The organism is Macrococcus epidermidis, from assembly GCF_003259695.1.
GTDB classification, from domain to species: Bacteria; Bacillota; Bacilli; order Staphylococcales; family Staphylococcaceae; genus Macrococcoides; species Macrococcoides epidermidis.
The window spans coordinates 194,652-215,385 of record NZ_PZJH01000001.1; the positions used below are offsets into that span (position 1 = coordinate 194,652).

Annotated in this window: 22 protein-coding genes; 14 read left to right on the forward strand and 8 right to left on the reverse strand. The window is 33.9% G+C overall.

Going from position 1 to position 20,734, the window contains the following annotated elements:
* Positions 1 to 113: 113 nt before the first annotated feature.
* Positions 114 to 968, reverse strand: a complete 855-nt coding sequence (locus tag BHU61_RS01130; protein ID WP_111714238.1) for an undecaprenyl-diphosphate phosphatase — start codon at positions 966 to 968, stop codon at positions 114 to 116.
* 118 nt (positions 969 to 1,086) lie between these two features.
* Between BHU61_RS01130 and BHU61_RS01135 the strand changes: the two genes are divergently transcribed.
* From BHU61_RS01135 to BHU61_RS01145, 3 genes are all read left to right on the forward strand, one after another.
* Positions 1,087 to 2,673 carry an ABC transporter ATP-binding protein/permease gene (locus tag BHU61_RS01135; RefSeq protein WP_170122422.1) on the forward strand — a complete coding sequence of 529 codons (1,587 nt, stop codon included), beginning with the start codon at positions 1,087 to 1,089 and terminating at the stop codon, positions 2,671 to 2,673.
* Positions 2,673 to 4,295, forward strand: a complete 1,623-nt coding sequence (locus BHU61_RS01140) for an amino acid ABC transporter ATP-binding/permease protein (RefSeq protein WP_111714240.1) — start codon at positions 2,673 to 2,675, stop codon at positions 4,293 to 4,295. Before BHU61_RS01135 ends, BHU61_RS01140 begins: the two co-directional genes overlap by 1 nt.
* 125 nt (positions 4,296 to 4,420) lie before the next feature.
* Positions 4,421 to 5,257, forward strand: a complete 837-nt coding sequence (locus BHU61_RS01145) for a DegV family protein (RefSeq protein ID WP_111714241.1) — start codon at positions 4,421 to 4,423, stop codon at positions 5,255 to 5,257.
* Positions 5,258 to 5,302: 45 nt separating this feature from the next.
* Here the strand turns inward: BHU61_RS01145 and BHU61_RS01150 are convergent, their stop codons facing one another.
* A complete protein-coding gene (locus BHU61_RS01150; protein ID WP_111714242.1) occupies positions 5,303 to 5,740 on the reverse strand; it encodes a MarR family winged helix-turn-helix transcriptional regulator in 438 nt (145 codons plus the stop codon).
* 251 nt (positions 5,741 to 5,991) lie between these two features.
* Here BHU61_RS01150 and BHU61_RS01155 point away from each other — a divergent pair, with 251 nt between their 5' ends.
* The 9 genes from BHU61_RS01155 to BHU61_RS01195 all read left to right on the forward strand — a co-directional run bounded on the left by BHU61_RS01155 (position 5,992) and on the right by BHU61_RS01195 (position 15,159).
* Positions 5,992 to 6,900, forward strand: coding sequence for a CobW family GTP-binding protein (locus BHU61_RS01155; RefSeq protein ID WP_170122423.1), 909 nt, complete (start codon positions 5,992 to 5,994; stop codon positions 6,898 to 6,900).
* Positions 6,901 to 6,918: 18 nt separating this feature from the next.
* Positions 6,919 to 7,785, forward strand: coding sequence for an aldo/keto reductase (locus tag BHU61_RS01160; protein WP_111714244.1), 867 nt, complete (start codon positions 6,919 to 6,921; stop codon positions 7,783 to 7,785).
* A 188-nt stretch (positions 7,786 to 7,973) separates the two neighbouring features.
* Complete coding sequence (locus tag BHU61_RS01165) at positions 7,974 to 8,717, forward strand: DeoR/GlpR family DNA-binding transcription regulator (protein WP_239242366.1); 744 nt, start codon at positions 7,974 to 7,976, stop codon at positions 8,715 to 8,717.
* Positions 8,718 to 8,727: 10 nt separating this feature from the next.
* Positions 8,728 to 9,648: a 1-phosphofructokinase gene (gene pfkB / locus BHU61_RS01170; protein ID WP_111714246.1), complete on the forward strand. Its 921-nt coding sequence runs from the start codon at positions 8,728 to 8,730 to the stop codon at positions 9,646 to 9,648.
* Positions 9,649 to 9,658: 10 nt separating this feature from the next.
* Positions 9,659 to 11,566 (forward strand): PTS fructose transporter subunit IIABC, encoded by a 1,908-nt coding sequence (locus BHU61_RS01175; protein ID WP_111714247.1) that lies wholly within the window; start codon positions 9,659 to 9,661, stop codon positions 11,564 to 11,566.
* 203 nt (positions 11,567 to 11,769) lie between these two features.
* Positions 11,770 to 12,543, forward strand: a complete 774-nt coding sequence (locus tag BHU61_RS01180; protein WP_111714248.1) for an alpha/beta fold hydrolase — start codon at positions 11,770 to 11,772, stop codon at positions 12,541 to 12,543.
* 222 nt (positions 12,544 to 12,765) lie between these two features.
* Positions 12,766 to 14,112 (forward strand): hemolysin family protein, encoded by a 1,347-nt coding sequence (locus BHU61_RS01185; RefSeq protein ID WP_111714249.1) that lies wholly within the window; start codon positions 12,766 to 12,768, stop codon positions 14,110 to 14,112.
* On the forward strand, positions 14,105 to 14,404 hold the full coding sequence (locus BHU61_RS01190) for a DUF3817 domain-containing protein (RefSeq protein WP_111714250.1): 300 nt from the start codon (positions 14,105 to 14,107) through the stop codon (positions 14,402 to 14,404). The genes BHU61_RS01185 and BHU61_RS01190 overlap by 8 nt, the downstream gene beginning before the upstream one ends.
* A gap of 44 nt (positions 14,405 to 14,448) precedes the next feature.
* Positions 14,449 to 15,159 (forward strand): pseudouridine synthase, encoded by a 711-nt coding sequence (locus tag BHU61_RS01195; RefSeq protein ID WP_111714251.1) that lies wholly within the window; start codon positions 14,449 to 14,451, stop codon positions 15,157 to 15,159.
* A 130-nt stretch (positions 15,160 to 15,289) separates the two neighbouring features.
* Here BHU61_RS01195 and BHU61_RS01200 read toward each other — a convergent pair whose 3' ends face one another.
* Entirely contained in the window at positions 15,290 to 16,075 is a 786-nt protein-coding gene (locus tag BHU61_RS01200; protein WP_111714252.1) for a TIGR00266 family protein, read from the reverse strand.
* Between the two features lie 127 nt (positions 16,076 to 16,202).
* Between BHU61_RS01200 and BHU61_RS01205 the strand changes: the two genes are divergently transcribed.
* Positions 16,203 to 17,039, forward strand: coding sequence for an aldo/keto reductase (locus tag BHU61_RS01205; RefSeq protein WP_111714253.1), 837 nt, complete (start codon positions 16,203 to 16,205; stop codon positions 17,037 to 17,039).
* A gap of 114 nt (positions 17,040 to 17,153) precedes the next feature.
* Complete coding sequence (locus BHU61_RS01210; protein ID WP_170122424.1) at positions 17,154 to 17,882, forward strand: YwiC-like family protein; 729 nt, start codon at positions 17,154 to 17,156, stop codon at positions 17,880 to 17,882.
* Positions 17,883 to 17,913: 31 nt separating this feature from the next.
* On the opposite strand, the gene BHU61_RS01215 is transcribed toward BHU61_RS01210, so the two are convergent.
* From BHU61_RS01215 to queC, 5 genes are all read right to left on the reverse strand, one after another.
* Positions 17,914 to 18,168, reverse strand: coding sequence for a GlsB/YeaQ/YmgE family stress response membrane protein (locus BHU61_RS01215; RefSeq protein ID WP_111714255.1), 255 nt, complete (start codon positions 18,166 to 18,168; stop codon positions 17,914 to 17,916).
* A 108-nt stretch (positions 18,169 to 18,276) separates the two neighbouring features.
* Positions 18,277 to 18,879 carry a hypothetical protein gene (locus BHU61_RS13300; protein WP_146608855.1) on the reverse strand — a complete coding sequence of 201 codons (603 nt, stop codon included), beginning with the start codon at positions 18,877 to 18,879 and terminating at the stop codon, positions 18,277 to 18,279.
* A 64-nt stretch (positions 18,880 to 18,943) separates the two neighbouring features.
* Positions 18,944 to 19,654 (reverse strand): 7-carboxy-7-deazaguanine synthase QueE, encoded by a 711-nt coding sequence (gene queE / locus BHU61_RS01220; RefSeq protein ID WP_111714256.1) that lies wholly within the window; start codon positions 19,652 to 19,654, stop codon positions 18,944 to 18,946.
* Positions 19,651 to 20,061, reverse strand: coding sequence for a 6-carboxytetrahydropterin synthase QueD (gene queD, locus BHU61_RS01225; RefSeq protein WP_199798206.1), 411 nt, complete (start codon positions 20,059 to 20,061; stop codon positions 19,651 to 19,653). Before queD ends, queE begins: the two co-directional genes overlap by 4 nt.
* Complete coding sequence (gene queC, locus BHU61_RS01230; protein WP_111714258.1) at positions 20,061 to 20,729, reverse strand: 7-cyano-7-deazaguanine synthase QueC; 669 nt, start codon at positions 20,727 to 20,729, stop codon at positions 20,061 to 20,063. Before queC ends, queD begins: the two co-directional genes overlap by 1 nt.
* Positions 20,730 to 20,734 lie beyond the last annotated feature (5 nt).

The following is a 20,734-nucleotide window of genomic DNA, read 5'->3' on the forward strand; positions in this document are numbered from 1 at the left end:
AATAGATTTATTATATCACTTATTGAATCAGAAATATAATAAAAATCACTTTTTTCACTATGAAAAAGTGAAATAAAAATACAACTCACGTGTGAGTTGTATAAAAAGTATCGTTAAATTCCATGTCCAATGCCGAATCCGTAATATAAAATTGCGATGACAGCAACTAATACTAAACGGTAAATTGCGAAAGGAATTAATTTAACACGATTGATTAAATTTAAGAATAATTGAATGGATAATACACCGAAAATAAATGCAGCGATGAAACCTACGATATAGAACATAATCTGATTGCTCTGGATATAATCGATATTGCTGATTAAACTTTTAGCACTTGCCGCAAACATAATGGGTACTGCCATAATAAAAGTAAAGTCACTTGCTGCTTTATGATTCATCTTCAACAGAACACCTGTAGAAATAGTAGAACCTGACCTAGAGAAACCTGGCCACAATGCTAAACATTGTGCGATACCGATAATTAATGCATTTTTGTAACTGATTTCATCTACTGTTGTTGGATTAGGGACTTTCTTAGCATAAAGATCTGCAGCGATCATTAGGAATGCCCCTAATGCTAAACCGATTAATACAGTTGGTACAGAAAATAAATGCTCATCGATAAAATCATCAAATAATAGACCCATAATTCCTGCAGGTAATAACCCGATAAAGACATGTAATAAATTTAGTTTTTTTCCGGATGGATGTGGTGTTTTATCTTTTTCAAGATGAAACATTTCTAAGAAACGATGACGGAAAATCCAGGCTGCTGCAAAAATTGAACCAAGCTGAATCACAATCTTAAATGTGTTTGCAGATTCCTGGCTGCCAAGTACTTGTTTTGTTTGTAACCACATATCATCAACAAGTATTTGATGTCCGGTTGATGATACGGGAGCGAACTCTGTTAATCCTTCAACGATACCAAGGATGAGCGCTTTAATTAATTCGAAAAATTCCATGAGTGAACCACCTTTAATATACTTTTTAAATTCTATAAAATTATAGCATAATCCGTCAGAATGCACTATTTATACTTAATGAAGAATAAATGCTATAATGCATTCGAGGAGGGATTATGTGAAATTTTTAACACAACTCACTAAACCATTTATCGGTATTCATATACTGTTATTCATTTTAAGTATCATGTTAAGTGTCATTATCATTACGCAAAGTTTAGAAATTGGTAAAGTCATTGATTTTATTTTAACAAACCACCAATATCAAATCTCTCAGACTTTAGTTGTAATTTTATTGATATTAGTCTCCAGAGCAGTCATCCAGTCTCTAATAAAGTACAGTGGACATCTGTTAAGTCATAAGATAAAAAATAAATTAAGAAACAGGATTTTATTTAAAAATAATGATGCAGGTGAACTGATGAATTTTAGTCAGCAGGGGGTGGAAGGAGTTCATCCATTTTTTGCAGATTATTTACCACAAGTATATAAATCGATGTTAATTCCATTGATGATCATCTTATTTTTATTTAACTTTCATTACCAAACAGCACTGATTATGTGTATCACAGCGCCTTTTATACCGATATTCTATGTTATTATCGGTATCAATACTGCTAAAAAAGCAACGGATCAGATGCTTTCATTAAATCATTTTTCAAATTATTTTTTAAATGTCATGAAAGGAATTATGACAATTAAACTATTTAAATATGATGATAAAGCGATGGGGAAAATTGAAGATTACTCCGTACAGTACAAAGATAATACAATGAAAATATTAAAGACGGCATTTTTATCTACGTTGATGCTTGAGTTTGTCTCTATGTTATCCATCGGTATCATTGCTCTGGAAATTGGATTATCACTCATCGTATTTAAAACAGTATCATTTTATGTGGCGGTAGTTGTGCTTATGTTAGCACCTGAATTTTACAATGCCTTAAAAGATTTAGGGCTCGCATTTCATACAGGTAAACAATCAAGTGGTTACGGTGACCTTATTGAATCTTCGTTAGATGAACAGGTGCAGACAACAAATATTTCGTATCACCAAAAAAACACAATCGCATTTAACAATATGAAAGTGAGGTACCCAGATAGTGATTATCTATTATCTATCGATACTGAAATACCGATGCATCATTATGTAATTGCAGGACCGAGTGGCGCTGGTAAATCAACGCTTGCTAAAGTGATTGCTCAGCTGCAGTATGCAACAGGTGAAATGAAATTACCTGAATATTTGAAAGATAATATCGTCTATTTATCTCAGGACCCGATTATATTAAACACATCGATAATGAATAACATTACGATGTTTCAGCATATCGACGAGAATATTGTGTATCAGTATGCAGAACAATTAAAATTACATGACTTGTTTAAGAATATGCCTGAAGGATACGATACCATCATCGGTCAAGGTGCCCGACAATTATCGGGTGGCGAAGCAAGACGATTAATGTTACTGAGAGTCTTCGTTCAACCTAAAGCACTCGTTATCTTTGACGAACCGACAGCGATGTTAGATATAGACAGTGAACACATCATAAATGAAGCAATCAATAAACTTAAAGACATAAGTACTGTATTTGTTATTGCACATAATAAAAATACGATAGAATCAGCATCTCATGTAGTGCGCGTGAAAAATGGTCAAGTAAGTATACATGACAAAGTGAAAGTTTCGGAGGTGATATAGTGCGCTATATTTCAAAAATGACAAGAAAATCACTTATCATCGCTATAATCATAGGAACGATTGGTGGTCTCACTGCAATCGGGATGTTCAGTCTTAGCGGGCTAATGTTGTCAAAGAGTGCCTATCAAGTACCGCTCTATACTTTAATGACGTTAGTAGCGACTATTAAATTATTTGGCGTCGTCCGTGCGATCTGTAAATATTTCGAACGTCTCATTAGTCATGAAGCTACATTTGAAATGTTAAAAGATGTGCGTGTAACAACTGTGCGTCATCTACTCGAAAACTTTATAACAATTCATTCAAAATATCATTTATCAACATTATTAAATCGCACTGTAAATGATGTTGAGAAACTACAGAATCTTCTGCTCAGAGTCATTTATCCACCTGTCATCGCTATGATTACTACAGTAATTGTAACTTGTATTTATGCTCAGTATAGTATATATGCAGTTATCGTATTATTTATTGCGATGTTGTTATTAACCATATTATTGCCGACTGTGATTACAAGATTTTTAAAAAGGGTAGTGAATAAAAAAATAGAAGCAACAAATCAATTTGAACATCACCTTTTAGATTATCATCTTGCCCAGGAAGCACTGGCAGTATTTGATAAATCGGATAATTATCAGCAACAGCTTGTACAAAAACAACGCAATATGGAACAGGCAATTAAGAAAGAACATAGTATCATTATCCTGTATGATTTTTTATTAAATCTTATCGCGATGATTGCTATATTTTTAGTAATATATGTAATGATGTTTGATCCAACCCGAAATACACTGATGTATTTAAGTATCGTAATGGTAGCGATAACACTTTTTGAAATGAGTATTCCTATGATTCACTATCCATATCATAAAGTAGAAACGGACCAATCGATTAATCATCTTGACACATTGAATGAACGCGTCCACTATCAAAATATAGAAGAAAAGGTTCATACAATACAGCTCGCAGATGTAATCGTCGATCAACGCCTTTCTAATATTAATATGACTGTTCATCAGGGTGAATTTGTGGGTATCGCCGGGCAAAGTGGTGCAGGTAAAACTACGTTATTAAAAACGATGCTTGGATTAGAAAAAATTAAAGGTGATTATTTATTAAATGGAAAGATGATAAAAACACCGGCTAATCTTTTACAGATGTTTAATGTAATGGAACAGCATAATCATTTTATCAATGGAACTGTTGCAGAAAATATGTTTGTAGATGTAAATCCTCATCAGTTAAATCAGCTTTTAGAACAATTTCAATTGCCATTTAACAGTGAAACAATGATACACTCATTTGGCGAGAATTTATCAGGTGGAGAAAAGAAACGATTACATTTTATACGCATGATTTTACGCAATAAAGATGTCTGGATAATGGACGAACCATTTAATGGTGTTGATAAAGCGAATCAGAAGATTATGCTTGATTATTTAAATCAATTACAATCAACAACGATTATAATGGTTTCGCATGATTTATCGGTATTTAATCATTGTGATAAGCTTTATCTCATTGAGGATGGGCAAATGATTGAAGAGGGTGCAGGATCTTTATTACACGAACAAAATTCAAGGTTTTATCAGTTACTTCAGCAACAATTGTTATCAGTATAAAATAATATATTAATAATACTCTTATTCATAACCAAGATTATAACTTTTGAAATAAAATATTGTTATATAAATTAAATATTTGAATCATTTTATGATATGATGAAATAAATAAAAGGAGGTACATCATGAACAAGATTGCTTGGGTAACTGACACGTCATCAGGCTGTATAATAGGTGAAAAAGATACATTTGTAGTGCCGATGGGTGTTATTTTGAACGAAAAACATTATCAGGATCAGGCAGAATTATCTGTAGAAGAATTTTATACCTTGCTTAAAGAATATGGTGATGGTGCAAAAACGACTCAACCTAATTTTAAGGCGATTCACGATGTGTATGAAGAAATTGAAAAGTTAGGATATACGCATATCATCGCAATACATCCTTCTAGTAAACTTACTGGATCATTTCAAAGCTCAGTGATAGCGAGCCAAGAAGTGAATATCACTTCAGCAGTAATTGATAGTAAGATTGGTAGCTATCCGATAAAAGCAATGATTGAAGCTGGTAAAGAGATGAATGCTGAAGGTAAATCATTCGAAGAAATTGTGGAAACTTTAAAAAGATATGCTGAAGATGCAGTATTAGTATTAAATCCTAAAAATTTAGATCAAATGAAGAAAAGTGGTCGAGTGTCAAAAACACAAAGTTTTATGGCTGGATTATTAAATATTCATTTAGTATTACAATTTGAAGATGGCAGTATATATCCGGTAGATAAAGTAAGAACGAAGAAAAAAGTAGTAGATGCTGTAAAAAAGCAGGTTGAGAAAAATCTTGCTGAATTTAAACCGAAAGAAATTTGTGTTGTATATGCTGGCGACAAAGAGGAAGCAAATATTTATATCGAGTGGTTAAGAGAAGCGTATCCTGAAATTAATATCGTTAGTGAAATATTAGTACCTGTAGCAGGTGTACATTTAGGATATGGGACAATTGGTATCTCATGGATTAAACGATAATAAAATACCGAGCACAAATTCTAAATTTGTGTTCGGTATCTTCATTTATTCTTGTTCTCGTAAGCTGTGGATTAATTTATTCAATAACTTACCGAATTCATTATATTCATCATCAGTAAATTGAGAAACTTCTTTTAATATATCTGTAGCACCTTCAAGGTGTGATTGAATTTCTTTGCTTTTATCTGTAAGATGGACAAATACTTCACGTTGATCTAATTCTGAACGTACACGCATAATTAAACCATTCGTTTCCATACGTTTTAGTAACGGTGAAATTGTACCTGTATCTAATGAAAGTTCAGTGACTAATTTTTTCACGTTAACTGGAGATGATGTCCAAAGTATTTGTAAAACAAGATACTGTGGGTAGGTTAGGTTATATTGCTTAAAGATTTTGTTGGAATAATATCGGTTTACTTGTCTTTGCGCGTTGTATAAGCTAAAACAAAGCTGATTGTCTAGCTTGAAATGTTCTGTCATTTTGTGCCTCCTATATATGTATGCTAAACAATTAATGTCATGTAAAGGTATATATCTTAATATCAGTATACTCTATAAACACGAAATAACCTAATTTGTTCTTAATTAACATATTATATTTACAAACATTTTTCAAGCTAATTTACAATCTTTTTGTATGTAAATTGTTAATATGTTCAAAGGTCTATACTTATTACATAAATAAGTCTTTAAATACAATACATATTATTTATATAATGGAGATGAATATTTTGAATCAAGAGAGAAAAATGAATATTTTAATTATAAGTGGATTTTTGGGAAGCGGAAAAACAACTTTACTTGCGCAAATCATAAAAAAGAATCAAAACAAAAAAATTGCTATCCTTATGAATGAATTAGGTGGTTTTAATATTGATTCTAAAATTCTTGGTGAGGAAACACCATATAATGAATTATTGAATGGATGTATATGCTGTGATCTTAAAAGTGATGTTGCAATTCAAATTAATGACCTCTATCATCGTCATCATCCTGAACTTATTATTATAGAAGCAACAGGAGTGGCTCATCCTGTAGAAATATATGATGCATGTACCGAACCAACAGTGACTAAAATTGCTCAAGTTTTAAATATAACAACGATTCTGGATTGTTCAAGATTTTTGGATCGTAATAAATTCTCATACACTGTGAAGCATTTAATGGAAGAACAAGTGAAATATGCACATGTTGTCATATTAAATAAGATGGATTTAGTCACTGAAGATGAGCAGCAACAAATTATTCAGCAAGTAACAGACCTAAATCCAAAAGCAAAGCAGATACAAACTACGTATTGTGCCTTAGACACAGCACAGCTTGAATATTATGGTGCTCATATTGATGCACATAACCATATGCATCACGGTATACAATCAATCGTATATGAGTTTAGTGGTGCAATAGACGCACGACAATTCGTAGAGTGGCTGAGAACTTTACCGGATGAAATTCTTCGGATTAAAGGATTTATAAAATTTAGAGAAAACCCTACACAGGTTGTGCTCTTCCAATATGCATATGGCATACCTCAATACGAAGAAGAAATGATGAATTTGCCATTAAAGTTAGTCATTATCGGTGAACAACTAAATAAAGAAAAGTTATTAAATCAATTAGATCTATTACAATTTGGATAAAAGACGGGGGAATACGTTATGGAAATGTCTAAAGTAGTTCAGGGATTTTGGAGATTGAATACATGGCAATATAATAAGGAAGCTTTAAATAGATATTTACATGAGCTCATTGAACTAGGCGTAACTACGATGGACCACGCTGACATTTATGGAGACTATACGTGCGAAACGATTTTTGGTGATGCGCTAAGCTTAACGCCGGAACTAAGAAAGAAAATGCAGATCGTTACGAAATGTGGTATTGTGCTAAGATCAAAGACAATGCCACAATTTGATTTTCATAAATATGACTATAGTAAAGCGCATATTGAAGCATCTGTTGAAAGAAGTTTGAAAGAACTTAAGGTGGATGAAATTGATCTATTATTATTACATCGCCCCTCTCCATTACTTGATGCTGAAGTTGTGGCTGGAACTTTAAAGCAGTTACAACAAAAAGGTTATGTGAAACAATTTGGCGTTTCAAATTTTAAAGCACATCAGTTTGACCGTTTAAATCAAGCAATGCAGCATGAAGGATTGTCACTTGATTATAATCAGGTTGAATTATCACCACTCAACCTTGAAAATATCGAAGATGGCACATTAGAAACGATGAAGGCAAAGCAAGTTGATATTATGGCTTGGAGCCCACTGGCAGGTGGAAAAATATTTGAAACCGGAAAAGTTCAGACTGTATTAAATGGTATTGCAAATCAATACAACACAACAGTTGATGATATTGCATATCGTTTCATTAATCATTTGCCATACAATATACATCCGATTGTCGGTTCGCAAAGTTTAGAACGCACGAAAGTTGCTTTACAAGCACAAAATCACAGTCTGACTGATAATGAATGGTTTATGATCTATACCGCAGCATTAGGCAGAGATATTCTGTAAATAAAGTATGCTAGAAATAAAAAAACGTATGTTGTTAACTGACAACATACGTTTTTTTATATCTATTCATAAACTATGACCGTTTTATGACGTTTTATAAGAAAATTAATTTATCATGAATGATTTTGGATGAAAAAGATTGACTTTGATGTTCGGATAAATTAAGATATGAGTGTATTCAAGGAGGGATGAACGTGCTAACGATTAAAAGACATGAAACCATCCTTAATCTATTAGAGGCACATGATGTGATATCACTACAGTTACTGATGGATGTAACTTCAAGTAGTGAATCAACGATTCGCAGAGATTTATCTACATTAGAAAATGAAGGCAAACTTATTCGTGTCCATGGTGGTGCGAAGAAACTTACTGAAAAACATAGAGATATTGCGTTTTCAGTCAAATCGACGACCAAAGTAGAAGAAAAAAATGAAATTGCAAAAATTGCTGCTTTACAAGTCAAAGATCATGATTGTATCTATTTAGATGCTGGTAGTTCAACATTAGCGATGATTCCGTATTTATCACAGCAACACATTACCGTTGTTACGAATGGTGCAACACACGTTCCGCAGCTTGTTGATAAAGGGATAGAAGTTTATATGATTGGTGGATTTATTAAAAAAGATACATATGCATCTATCGGTGTTCAGGCAATTGAAAATTTAAAGCAATTCAGATTTGATAAAGCTTTTATGGGCGCAAACGGTATCCACATTCAACATGGATTATCTACACCGGATATTGAAGAAGCGTATATAAAGCAACTTGCTGTGAAAATTGCACAGAAATCTTTTTTTCTCATAGATGATTCAAAATTTGATGAATATACATTTGCTAAAATTTGTGATCTGGAAAAAGGAAAGACCATTATTATTACGAATGCGCAAAATGAGAAGACTAAGCCCTATGAAAAATACTTAATATAAAGGAGCACATATGATTTATACAATAACATTAAACCCATCGATTGATTATGTCATGTTTACACAAGATTTTGATTTAGGTGGTTTAAATCGTGCAACAAGGACCCATAAGTTCGCTGGAGGAAAAGGAATCAACGTATCTCGTGTATTAAAAGCATTAGATCAACCATCCACTGCACTCGGGTATATCGGAGGATTCCCTGGCGCATTTATTAAGAATGAACTTGAATCTGCATACATTCACACAGACTTCATTCTTGTTGAAGAGGATACACGCATTAACGTTAAGTTAAAAGGTGATACTGAAACAGAAATTAATGCTGCAGGGCCAGATGTCAATGCAACGAACCTTGAAGCATTACTGAATCAGATAAAAGTACTCACGACAGAAGACTATGTCATCATTGCAGGATCTGTACCAAAGTCGATGCCAGATGATATTTATGCAACGATTGCTCAAATTTGTGCTGAGAAACACATTCCATTTGTCGTAGATGCAGAGAAATCATTGCTTACTCAAACTTTACCGTATCATCCAGAGTTCGTAAAACCTAATAAAGTAGAGTTAGAAGAAATGTTTAATCTTACTATAAAGGATGATCATGATACGATTCAGGCAGCACGGTTATTGATGGAACAAGGTGCAAAACATGTTCTTGTATCTCTTGGTGGAGAAGGTGCCATACTTGTTACAGCTGATGCTTGTTATAAAGCTACAGTGCCTAACGGTAAGGTCATTAACACAGTAGGATCAGGAGACTCAACAGTGGCTGGGATGGTTGCTGGATTTGCACAAAATAAGTCAATAGAAGAAAGTTTCAGACAGGCAGTATCATGCGGCACTGCAACTGCATTTACAGAAGATTTGGCAACAAGCGAGCAAATCGCTGCAATAATAAATAAAGTTACAATTACAAAAATTGAAGGAAAATAGGGGTGTAAACATGAGAATAACAGATTTATTAAAAGAATCTACGATTGCAATGGATCTTACAGCTACAACTAAAGATGGTGTTATCGATGAATTAGTTGAGACACTTTATAATGCTGGTGTATTAAACGATAAACAAGCCTATAAAGAAGCAATACATGCACGTGAAGCTCAAAGTACAACAGGTGTCGGAGAAGGTGTAGCAATTCCCCATGCTAAGACGGATGCAGTGGCTAAACCTGCGATTGGTTTCGGTAAATCGATTGAAGGTGTTGATTATGAATCACTTGATGGACAACCCGCAACATTATTCTTTATGATTGCAGCGCCAGCCGGTGGAGCACAAACACATTTAGATGCATTAGCTAAGTTATCAGGCATATTGATGAATGAAGAAGTACGCGCGCAATTATTACATGCAGCAACAGCAGAAGAAGTATTAGAAATTATTGAACAAAATGATGAAGTAGAAACAAAAGAAGAAGTAGTGTTAGCACCAACTGGCAATGCTACAAATGACAATTTAGTATTAGCAGTTACAGCATGTCCAACAGGAATTGCGCATACGTATATGGCAGCAGATGCACTTAAAAACCAGGCGAAGAAAATGGGCGTACCGATTAAAGTTGAGACGAATGGTTCTGGTGGGATTAAGAACCGTCTGACTGATGAAGAAATAGCACGTGCTAAAGGAATCATTGTAGCAGCAGACGTTAACGTTGAAACAAATCGTTTCCATGGTAAGAACGTTGTCATGGTACCTGTAGCAGATGGTATTAAACGACCTGAGGAGTTAATCAATATGGCTCAGGATGACACACGTCCATTATTTGAAGCAAAAGGCGGACAAGCGAAATCTTCAGGCAGCAAAGAGAAAAAAGGATTCTATAAACACTTAATGTCAGGTGTATCAAATATGTTACCGTTTGTTGTAGCGGGTGGTATTTTAATGGCGATTGCTTTCATGTTTGGTATTACATCATTTGATCCTACTAAATCAGATTATCATCCATTTGCTGAAGCGTTATGGACTGTTGGTAACAAATCAGCATTCGCATTAATGGTACCCATCTTAGCAGGTTTCATCGCTATGAGTATTGCGGACCGTCCTGGTTTAGCGCCAGGTATGGTTGGTGGTATGTTAGCGGTAAGTGGTGGTTCAGGATTCTTAGGAGGTTTAATTGCAGGTTTCTTAGCAGGTTATTTAGTTGAAGGTATTAAAAAATTATTAAGTGGTATGCCTCAATCATTAGATGGTTTAAAACCAACACTATTATTCCCGTTATTAGGGGTAGCAAGTACTGGGTTATTAATGTACTACGTTGTTAATCCACCAGCAAGCTGGTTAAATAAATTAATGGCAGATACATTAAACAGCATGAACGGCACAAACATTGTAATTCTAGGTTTAGTATTAGGTGGTATGATGGCCATCGATATGGGTGGTCCATTTAACAAAGCATCATACGCATTTGGATTTGCAGCAATTGAAGCAGGTAACTATGCGCCGATTACTGCAGCTATGATTGGTGGTATGGTACCACCACTAGCTATCGCATTATCAATGATTATGTTCAAAAATAAATTTACAAAAACTCAAAAAGGTTCATTATTATCAAATATCGTTATGGGATTATCATTTATTACTGAAGGTGCAATTCCTTTCGCAGCAGCTGATCCTGCGCGTGTTATTCCATCAATGATTGCTGGTAGTGCAACAGCAGGCGCACTCGCTATGGCATTTGGATGTCGTGTACCAGCACCACATGGTGGTATCTTCGTAGTTGGATTAGATAAAGGTCATTGGCCAATGTTCTTATTAGCATTATTCATTGGTGTTGTTGTGTCAGCAGTGATTTATGGCTTGCTTAAAAAGAAACCAACAGAAGCGGAATTAGAAGAAGAAGTAGAATTAGCATAATCCATAAAAGTATTTTAATCATCAAAAGAACACTTGAATATAACTCAAGTGTTCTTTTGATTTATAAAATTTTACGATATTTCCTGAGAAATATTGAAAACGTTCACAAAAAAATATATAGAACCGTGGTATAATATAATGATAATAGGGTATAATTTAATATTAATAATTAAAGCTACATAATTAGAGAACGGATGATCAATATGTTATATCATAAAACGTATATAAAAGATGAAAATGCCCCTTGGATTACTTTTATCCATGGGGCTGGTGGGAGCTCTACCATTTGGTTTAAACAAATCAGATATTTTCGTAAAGATTACAATATCTTACTTGTCGATTTAAGAGGACATGGTAAGTCGACAGAAGTTGTATGGAAGAAGACAGATTCGTTTAAGACACTTGCTGCAGAGGTAATTGAAGTACTTGATGAATTAAATATTAAAAGTACGCATATCATTAGTTTGAGTTTAGGGACAATCGTTGCTCAGACGATTGCTGATGAATATCCGGATAGAGTACGTTCTCTTGTATTAGGTGGTGCGATTATCAGTCTGGATATTCGCACAAAGTTTTTGTTAATGGTTGGTCGTATTTCAAAGAATTTTATTCCGTATATGTTATTATATAAACTTTTTGCTTATATTATTATGCCTCGTAAAGAGCATGAGGAATCTCGTCTTGCTTTTATCAATGAAGCTAAGAAAATGAGTCAGAAACAATTTGTGAAATGGTTCAGTTTAACGCGACTGATCAATCCATATTTAAGTCATTTACAAGTTTCAACAAAAAGGATTCCAACACTTTTTTTAATGGGTGACGAAGATTATTTATTTATTCCACCTGTACAAAAAGTAGTTGATAATTATTCCAACTTCGGTTTAGAAATTATTAAAGATTCTGGGCATGTTTGCAATATAGATCAGCCAGAAGCTTTTAATACATTAAGTCAAAAATTTATCGCTACATATTCGTAAGGATTGTAATACTCCTTTCTCACACAAAGGAGTATTTTTGTGTTAAAATAACCCTAGTCTTTCAATTTTATCTCAGGAGGTGACTACCATTGGGAAGGCCATAAATTTACATGATACTAACTTCATTCCATTTAATCTTTTAAAAAATATCAAACAAACATTTGTGACTTCAGTAGTCACTAAACAAAAACCGGAGGTGAATCCCTAGTCATAGGGAATTAATTGGACATACATACCATATCAAGTTTATTATTATTTGCTTTATTAATATTGCTTACTGCTTTATTCGTTGGATCAGAATTTAGTTTAGTAAAGGTTCGAACGTCACGTATAGATCAACTTGTTAGTGAAGGGAATAGTGCTGCTAAAATTGTACAGCATATGGTCCATCATTTAGATTACTATTTATCTGCATGTCAATTAGGGATTACAGTAACAGCATTAGGTTTAGGTTGGATTGGAGAATCGACATTCGAATCTTTAATTCACCCGGTGCTTCATTTGTTACACATCCCAACTGATATGAGTAAGCCGCTTACTGTATTTTTAAGTTTCTTTATCGTTACGTTTATACATGTCGTTATAGGTGAATTAGCTCCGAAGTCATTAGCGATTCAATATGCAGAAAAGATGACTTTAGCATTTGCCAGACCTTTATATTTCTTCGGGATTATTATGAAACCATTAATTTATTCAATGAATGGTACGGCACGTTTAATTTTAAGAATATTTGGTGTACAACCTGCTGACCATGAACAGGCGATGAGTGAAGAAGAGCTTAAAATTATTATGACGCAAAGTTATCAAAGCGGTGAAATTAATCATACTGAACTGGCATATATGCAAAATATCTTCAGCTTTGATGAACGTTTAGCAAAAGATATTATGGTACCACGTACACAAATGATTACGTTAACACAACCATTTAATATTGATGAATTATTAGAAGTTATTAATGAACATCAATTTACACGTTATCCAATTTCAGAAGATGGTGATAAAGACCATATTATCGGGTTTATTAACGTAAAAGAATTTTTAACGAAATATGCTTCAGGGGATCCTGTACGTATTAAAGATCATATTCATGACCTGCCATTGATTCATGAAGTAACGCGTATTAGTGATGCACTGATTAAGATGCAACGCGAGCGTGTACATATCGCATTAGTTATTGATGAATATGGTGGAACAGCTGGTATTTTAACGATGGAAGATATTTTAGAAGAAATCGTTGGTGAAATTCGAGATGAATTCGATGAAGATGAAGTTAATGATATTATCAAAACAGGTGATAACACATACCAGATAAATGGTCGTGTATTATTGGATGATATCGAAGAGAAATTTGGCATCGTTTTTGAAGATTCGGAAGATATAGATACCATTGGTGGGTGGATGCAAGCTCAAAATCCAGATATCGATAAAGATGATTATGTTGATACTAAATATGATAAATGGGTTGTATTGGATGCTGAAAACCACCAGATTAAATCTGTTGCATTGCACAAAGAATTTAATGCATCTCGTTCAGTAACAGAAGAAGATGAGGACGTTATAGATGAATAATCAAACATTAAAAAGTGTATTTCGATTTTTTGGATTTTTAGAAGGTGGGTCACTGCTATTGTTAATGGGGATCGCAATGCCATTAAAATATATGGCTGGTAAACCTGAAGTAGTGACAGTAGTAGGATCAATTCATGGATTTTTATTTACGATCTATATTGTGACTTTAGTGTTGATGACGATAAAGGTGAAATGGGACTGGAAATGGCCCCTTGCAGGTTTCATCGTGGCGTTTATACCTTTTGGTACATTTATATATGATCACTATTTTGTACGTTCAAAATACTATTAAAGATAAGAGCTGAGATGCTCTTTCTTTTTTTGGAGGCATTTATGATGAGAATCAATAAATTTTTATCTGAAGCAGGGGTTTGTTCGAGACGTGGTGCGGATAAATGGATAGAAGCGGGACGCATTAAGATAAACGGTGTGAAAGCAGAACTTGGTAGCAAAGTTTCAGAAAGTGATGTTGTTGAAGTGGATAATAAAGTAGTGACTTTAAACACTGATAAAGGCTATGTCTATATTAAACTCAATAAACCACGAGGTATTACATCTACAACAGAACGTCATATAAAAGGCAATATTGTGGATTTCGTTGGACACGCTGAACGTATATTTCATATTGGGCGTTTAGATAAGGATAGTGAAGGTTTAATATTACTGACGAATGACGGAGATATTGTTAATGAAATTCTGCGTAAAGAAGGCAAACATGAGAAAGAATATATTGTGACAGTAGATAAGCCGATAACAGCGGACTTTATCAAGCAAATGTCTGAAGGTGTTGAAATTTTAGATACAGTAACTTTACCTGCTGTCGTTACAAAAGTGAATGCGAAGACCTTTAAAATTATACTCACGCAAGGACTTAACAGACAAATTCGACGTATGTGTGAAGCGTTAGGATATGAAGTAAAGCAGTTACGTCGACTACGTGTGATGAATATACTAGTTGATGACTTGAAGTTAGGGCAGTGGAAAGATTTAACGGATAGTGAGAAAAATGAACTCTTTGATATGTTAGGATATACACCGAAGCGATAGGTAAGAGTGTTGTAGAAGAAGGCAGTTTAATACCATCTCATTCAATCAAATAATAAATAACATGAGTTTCATCACCTAAAAAAGCATCCCTCAACCAAGGGATGCTTTTTCAAATATTATAATTAATCAATTAATCACTAAACATATCGAATAATCCACCGATACCGCTTTCGCCTGTTTGTTTACCTGTCACTGGTGCTGCAGCAAAGATTCTTGATGCAAATCTAGAGAATGGTAGAGATTGAATGTATACAGTGCCTGGACCTTGTAGCCTTGCTAAGAAGATACCTTCGCCACCAAACAATTTTGTTTTAAGTCCTGGCACGGTTTGAATATCATAATCAACATCTTTAGACATACCTACAAGACATCCTGTATCGACAAGTAATACTTCACCGGGTTGTAAATTCTTACGCATGATTGCACCACCTGCATGAATAAACGCCATACCGTCACCTTGCAAACGTTGCATAATAAAACCTTCACCACCGAAGAAGCCTGCACCTAATCGTTTTTGGAACGCAATACCAACGCTTACACCTTGAGCTGCTGCTAAGAACGCATCTTTTTGACAAATAAATTCCCCATCAACTTCAGATAAATCTATAGGAATGATTTTACCTGGATATGGCGCTGCAAAATATACATGTTCTTTGCCGTGTCCACGGTTCGTAAATGTTGTCATAAACAAACTTTCACCAGTTAACGTTCGTTTACCTGCTGCAAATAATTTATCCATAAATCCACTGCCACCTGATGAAGAACCATCACCAAAGATAGTTTGCATTTCAATCGATGGATTAATCATCATCATTGATCCAGCTTCTGAAACGACAGTTTCGTTCGGATCTAATTCGATTTCTACATATTGCATATCATCGCCGTAAATCTTGTAATCAATTTCGTGGTTATTCACAATAGTCGCCTCCAATATATTATTTCACTTTCATTATACAAAACAATTGATTTCTTCGCTTATATAAACACATAACTTTTGAATAAATAATATGTTAGTCGTACTATTAAGTAAAGGAGTGAATCATATGACAAAGACAGTGACATTAAACAATGGTATTGAAATGCCAATGTTAGGGCTAGGTGTATACAAAATAACGGATGAAGAGATGCAGGATGCAGTTGACGCTGCAATCAAAGCAGGGTACCGAGCATTTGATACAGCACACTTTTATTTTAATGAAGCGTCTCTTGGTAAAGCATTGAAAAATAGTGGTGTACCGCGTGAATCTTTATTTGTGACAACGAAACTCTGGAATGATGATCAAGGCTATGAGAATACTAAGCAAGCGTTCAATGATTCTTTAGAGAAGTTAGGACTTGATTATATCGATTTATATTTAATACATTGGCCATGTCCGGATAATGATCTATTTATCGAAAGTTATCAGGCGATGGAAGCGTTATACGCTGAAGGTAAGATAAAATCTTTAGGGGTTGCGAACTTTAAACAACATCACCTGGAAAAATTACTAGCAGTAGCTAAAGTTAAACCTGTAGTCAATCAAATCGAATATCATCCGATATTTAATCAGAAAGATTTACAAGCGTATTGTGAGGCGCAGGATATTTTAGTGACAGCATGGAGTCCGTTAATGCGAGGTGGCGATATGTTTAATAACGAAGTGTTACAAAGTATCGCAGAGCAATATAACAAAACTGTGCCTCAAATTATTTTACGCTGGCATATTGATAGTGGTCGTATCGTTATTCCTAAATCCAGCAATCCTGAAAGAATAGCAGAGAATTATGATATTTTTGATTTCGAATTAAATGAAGCGGATATACAAGCAATTGATACACTAAACAAGAATGAAAGACAGTTTAAAGATCCTGATGTAGTGAATATGGGAGATTTGAAATAATTGCTAATGTTTATTCATATTTTTCATACCTCTTTAATATCGTCATTAAATTGATATATTTAAAGAGGTATTTTATATACACCTTTTAGTACAATAGGTGTTGAGGTGATAATGATGAAATTTAAAAAGCCAAATCAACACGGTGCATGGGCAATGATTATTATGCCGGTATTGTTCGGAATGTTTGCAAGTCAATTTAATGTGTATCAATTATTATTTTTTGCTGCCTGGTTTATGATCTTCTTCTTTATCGATAATGTATTATTTTATGTCAAACAGCGTAAGAAAAATTTTGCCTATATTAAAGGAAGTCTATTATTTTTAACGATTGCTATTGTGTTGCTTATTCCTGTTGTATTATATGATTACCGTATATTATTATTTTTCGCTGCAATGCTTCCGTTTGGAGCGATTAACTTATATTTTGCCTCTAAACGTAATGAACGTCATCTACTTAATGACTTTAGTGCAATTACAATTTTTTCGATTGCGGGATTACTATCATACTTTATCGGAGAAGGTCAATTTGATACAAAGATGAGTTATATCTTTTTGATTAGTTTTCTTTATTTTGTAGGAACAACATTTTATGTGAAGACGATGATTCGTGAGAAGAAAAATATTAAATATAAATATATTTCATTTAGTTATCACTTAATAGGGCTGTTACTCGCATTTATTGTACATCCATTGATAGGTGTCGCATTTATTCCAAGTTTAATAAGAGCAGTCTTATTTTATGGTAAACAGATGAAACCAATGAAGATTGGGATTGCAGAAATTGCGAATGCCGTATTTATAACAGTCTTTGTTGGAATTTTTATCACACAATATTTAAATTAATGCATAAAAAAAGCCCAAATGGGCTTTTTTATTAACGACGTTTGTGCATCATTTGTAAAACGATAGACACGATAGCGATTAATAATATTGTACCAACTAATGCTGGAATAATATGAACGCCACCCCATTCAGGTCCGAATCCTGGGATTAAATAGCCACCTATAGATGCGCCAAGTAAACCTGCGATAATGTTACCAATTTTTCCGCCTGGGATATCAGTTCCCATAATCATTCCGGCAACCCAACCTACAAGTCCACCGACAATTAACATAATAATTAAGCCCATATGATAAACCTCCTAATAATTTAAGTATAGAATAAAAACATAATAAGCTTTTGCTTATAGTAGTTAATACCCGTACGAAAATTGTATAAACATTTATATGCAATTTATTTAGGTTTCCTTGAATAGGTGGTTTTTCTTTATATAGAATATGTATGTTATTCCGATAATGACATAGAAGAAACTATATGGTAGAAATAGCGTGAGTAAGCAATAACTTATTACAAAAAATATTTCACCTAGTTGCTTCGGGTGTTTAATGTAGCGATATGTATTGATGCGTTCGATTTGGAACCAACGTACAGGGCGATCAATTTCTGAAAGCTGATATAGAATCAATCCAAGTATAAAAACTGACACACTTAAATATGCACTAGATTGATAGATAGATTGTGGTGATGTTATCAAGATAAATGGTATAGATATATTAAATATTATCGCAAATATCAAATGTATGAAACGATTATGAATATAAATATGATAATGTTCATAATGATAATATCTTAAATAAATATGAACGATGCTTGTCACCATTACAAATAATACAACTGTCTTTGATATAAAGTTACTTGTTCCTATCACAGGATAGTTGATGAGCGTAACAAGCAAACTGCTAAATATGAGTGGTATATAGGAAGGTTTTAATTCTTTTTTATAGAAGTATAGAAATAAGGTGCATGTAATGAAAATATTGAGTAATATTACTTTTTCCATCATTTCTACCTCCTTTTTTAGCCACATAAAAGAATTATAACAAGTAAGGCGTTTAATGCATAGATTAAACGCCTTTTTTATTACTCCATAATAATGTATGTAGTTGAGGTAAAACATAGCAATCATTCATCGTATTATCCTGCATCACTTTGTCAATCAATGCTTCATATCTAGCGAGTAATTTTTCTGTGTGGTCATTAACAGTTTCATCTAAATATGGATTACCAACCTGCAAGTAAAATTTTATATTCGGATAACGATGATGAATCATCTGTGCAAACTTATAGTCATCATCATTAAAAATTACTATTTTTAACGAGACTTTATTATATTCTAATTGATTGATGACAAAATCGAGTTGATTGATATCCTGTTGCATCTTTGAACTTGGCGGTTTTGGACTTAGTGTCAATTGATCAATCTCAGTCATCCATGGCTGAAACTTACTCCCTTGTGTTTCAAGTGCGACTTCTATATTATGTGCGTGTAATAATTCGACGAGTGCAGCAATATTTTTAATTAATGCAGGATTACCACCGGAAATCGTTACGTGATTAAAGTTATTCGGTGCGAGTTGCTGCAGGCGTTCAAAGATAATATCTGCTGTAAGCATTTCAATGTCATCTTTTGCGCTACCATCCCATGTAAATTTTGAATCACACCAATCACATTTAAAGTCACAGCCAGCTGTTCTAACAAACATTGTTTTACGGCCGATAACAGCACCTTCACCTTGTATTGTAGGGCCAAATATTTCGAGTACTGGTATTTTCATCGTACACCTCTATAAATAACATAGCTTGTTGGTGTTTCGCGTAAGAAGACTTGTAACACTTTTGGTGCATGTGGCAGTGTATTTAAATGATTGTCAATCATATCGAAGATGGTTTTCGCGACAAGTTCTGTTGATGGCATTTTATCTTTTAACTCGGGTAAATCATTGATTAGAGTATGATCAAATGTATCATTAATAATGGATTTAATATCTCTGAAATTCACTAAGAAACCCATTTCATCTAAGTGATTGCAAGCGATTGTCACATTGACAAAGTACGTATGTCCATGCGTTCTGCTACATACACCAGCGCGTTCGTCAGGAATATAATGCGCTGCTGAAAAGTTCATATCTTTATTTAATTCAAACGCATAGTTATGATTAACTTGAGGATATATCTGTTGCATCATGATAAAACTTCCTTTTCATTTAAATAATCATTGAGACCTTTGTTACGAAGTTTACAGCTTGGACATTCTCCACAACCGTCTGCAGGTATCCCTTCATAACAAGTGAGCGTTTTATTTCTAACGTAATCTAGTTTACCGAGTGCATCAGCGAGTGCCCATGTTTCTTTCTTGTCGAGCCACATTAAAGGTGTGTGAATTTCAAAGTTAACATCCATCGATAAATTTATCGTTACATTTAATGACTTTATAAAGTTATCCCGACAGTCAGGATATCCTGAGAAGTCTGTTTCGCATACACCTGTAATAATGTGTTTTGCTTCTATTTGATAAGCAAGTGCTGCAGCAAAGCTCATAAATAATAAATTACGTGCCGGCACAAACGTATTCGGAACATTATTATCATGAGTGATTGCAACATTATGATGTGTTAATGCATTAGGTGAGAGCTGCGATAACAATGACAGATCTAAAATATGATGTTTTATGCCTTGCTCATTTGCAACTTGTTTGGCGATATCAATTTCTAGAGCATGTCGTTGACCATAATTAAATGTCACAACTTCAACATCACTATATCTTTCCATCGCCCAGAATAGACAAGTTGTACTATCTTGTCCACCACTGAATACGACAAGTGCTTTGTTGTTGTTTAATTGTTTTTCCATTATAA

Excerpts from the sequence above, each read along its gene's own strand:
- BHU61_RS01130 (WP_111714238.1), bottom strand. The coding sequence starts at position 968 with ATGGAATTTTTCGAATTAATTAAAGCGCTCATCCTTGGTATCGTTGAA.
- BHU61_RS01145 (WP_111714241.1), top strand. The coding sequence starts at position 4,421 with ATGAACAAGATTGCTTGGGTAACTGACACGTCATCAGGCTGTATAATA.
- BHU61_RS01150 (WP_111714242.1), bottom strand. The coding sequence starts at position 5,740 with ATGACAGAACATTTCAAGCTAGACAATCAGCTTTGTTTTAGCTTATAC.
- BHU61_RS01160 (WP_111714244.1), top strand. The coding sequence starts at position 6,919 with ATGGAAATGTCTAAAGTAGTTCAGGGATTTTGGAGATTGAATACATGG.
- BHU61_RS01165 (WP_239242366.1), top strand. The coding sequence starts at position 7,974 with ATGAACGTGCTAACGATTAAAAGACATGAAACCATCCTTAATCTATTA.
- pfkB (WP_111714246.1), top strand. The coding sequence starts at position 8,728 with ATGATTTATACAATAACATTAAACCCATCGATTGATTATGTCATGTTT.
- BHU61_RS01175 (WP_111714247.1), top strand. The coding sequence starts at position 9,659 with ATGAGAATAACAGATTTATTAAAAGAATCTACGATTGCAATGGATCTT.
- BHU61_RS01180 (WP_111714248.1), top strand. The coding sequence starts at position 11,770 with ATGTTATATCATAAAACGTATATAAAAGATGAAAATGCCCCTTGGATT.
- BHU61_RS01190 (WP_111714250.1), top strand. The coding sequence starts at position 14,105 with ATGAATAATCAAACATTAAAAAGTGTATTTCGATTTTTTGGATTTTTA.
- BHU61_RS01195 (WP_111714251.1), top strand. The coding sequence starts at position 14,449 with ATGAGAATCAATAAATTTTTATCTGAAGCAGGGGTTTGTTCGAGACGT.
- BHU61_RS01205 (WP_111714253.1), top strand. The coding sequence starts at position 16,203 with ATGACAAAGACAGTGACATTAAACAATGGTATTGAAATGCCAATGTTA.
- BHU61_RS01210 (WP_170122424.1), top strand. The coding sequence starts at position 17,154 with ATGAAATTTAAAAAGCCAAATCAACACGGTGCATGGGCAATGATTATT.
- BHU61_RS01215 (WP_111714255.1), bottom strand. The coding sequence starts at position 18,168 with ATGGGCTTAATTATTATGTTAATTGTCGGTGGACTTGTAGGTTGGGTT.
- BHU61_RS13300 (WP_146608855.1), bottom strand. The coding sequence starts at position 18,879 with ATGGAAAAAGTAATATTACTCAATATTTTCATTACATGCACCTTATTT.
- queE (WP_111714256.1), bottom strand. The coding sequence starts at position 19,654 with ATGAAAATACCAGTACTCGAAATATTTGGCCCTACAATACAAGGTGAA.
- queD (WP_199798206.1), bottom strand. The coding sequence starts at position 20,061 with ATGCAACAGATATATCCTCAAGTTAATCATAACTATGCGTTTGAATTA.
- queC (WP_111714258.1), bottom strand. The coding sequence starts at position 20,729 with ATGGAAAAACAATTAAACAACAACAAAGCACTTGTCGTATTCAGTGGT.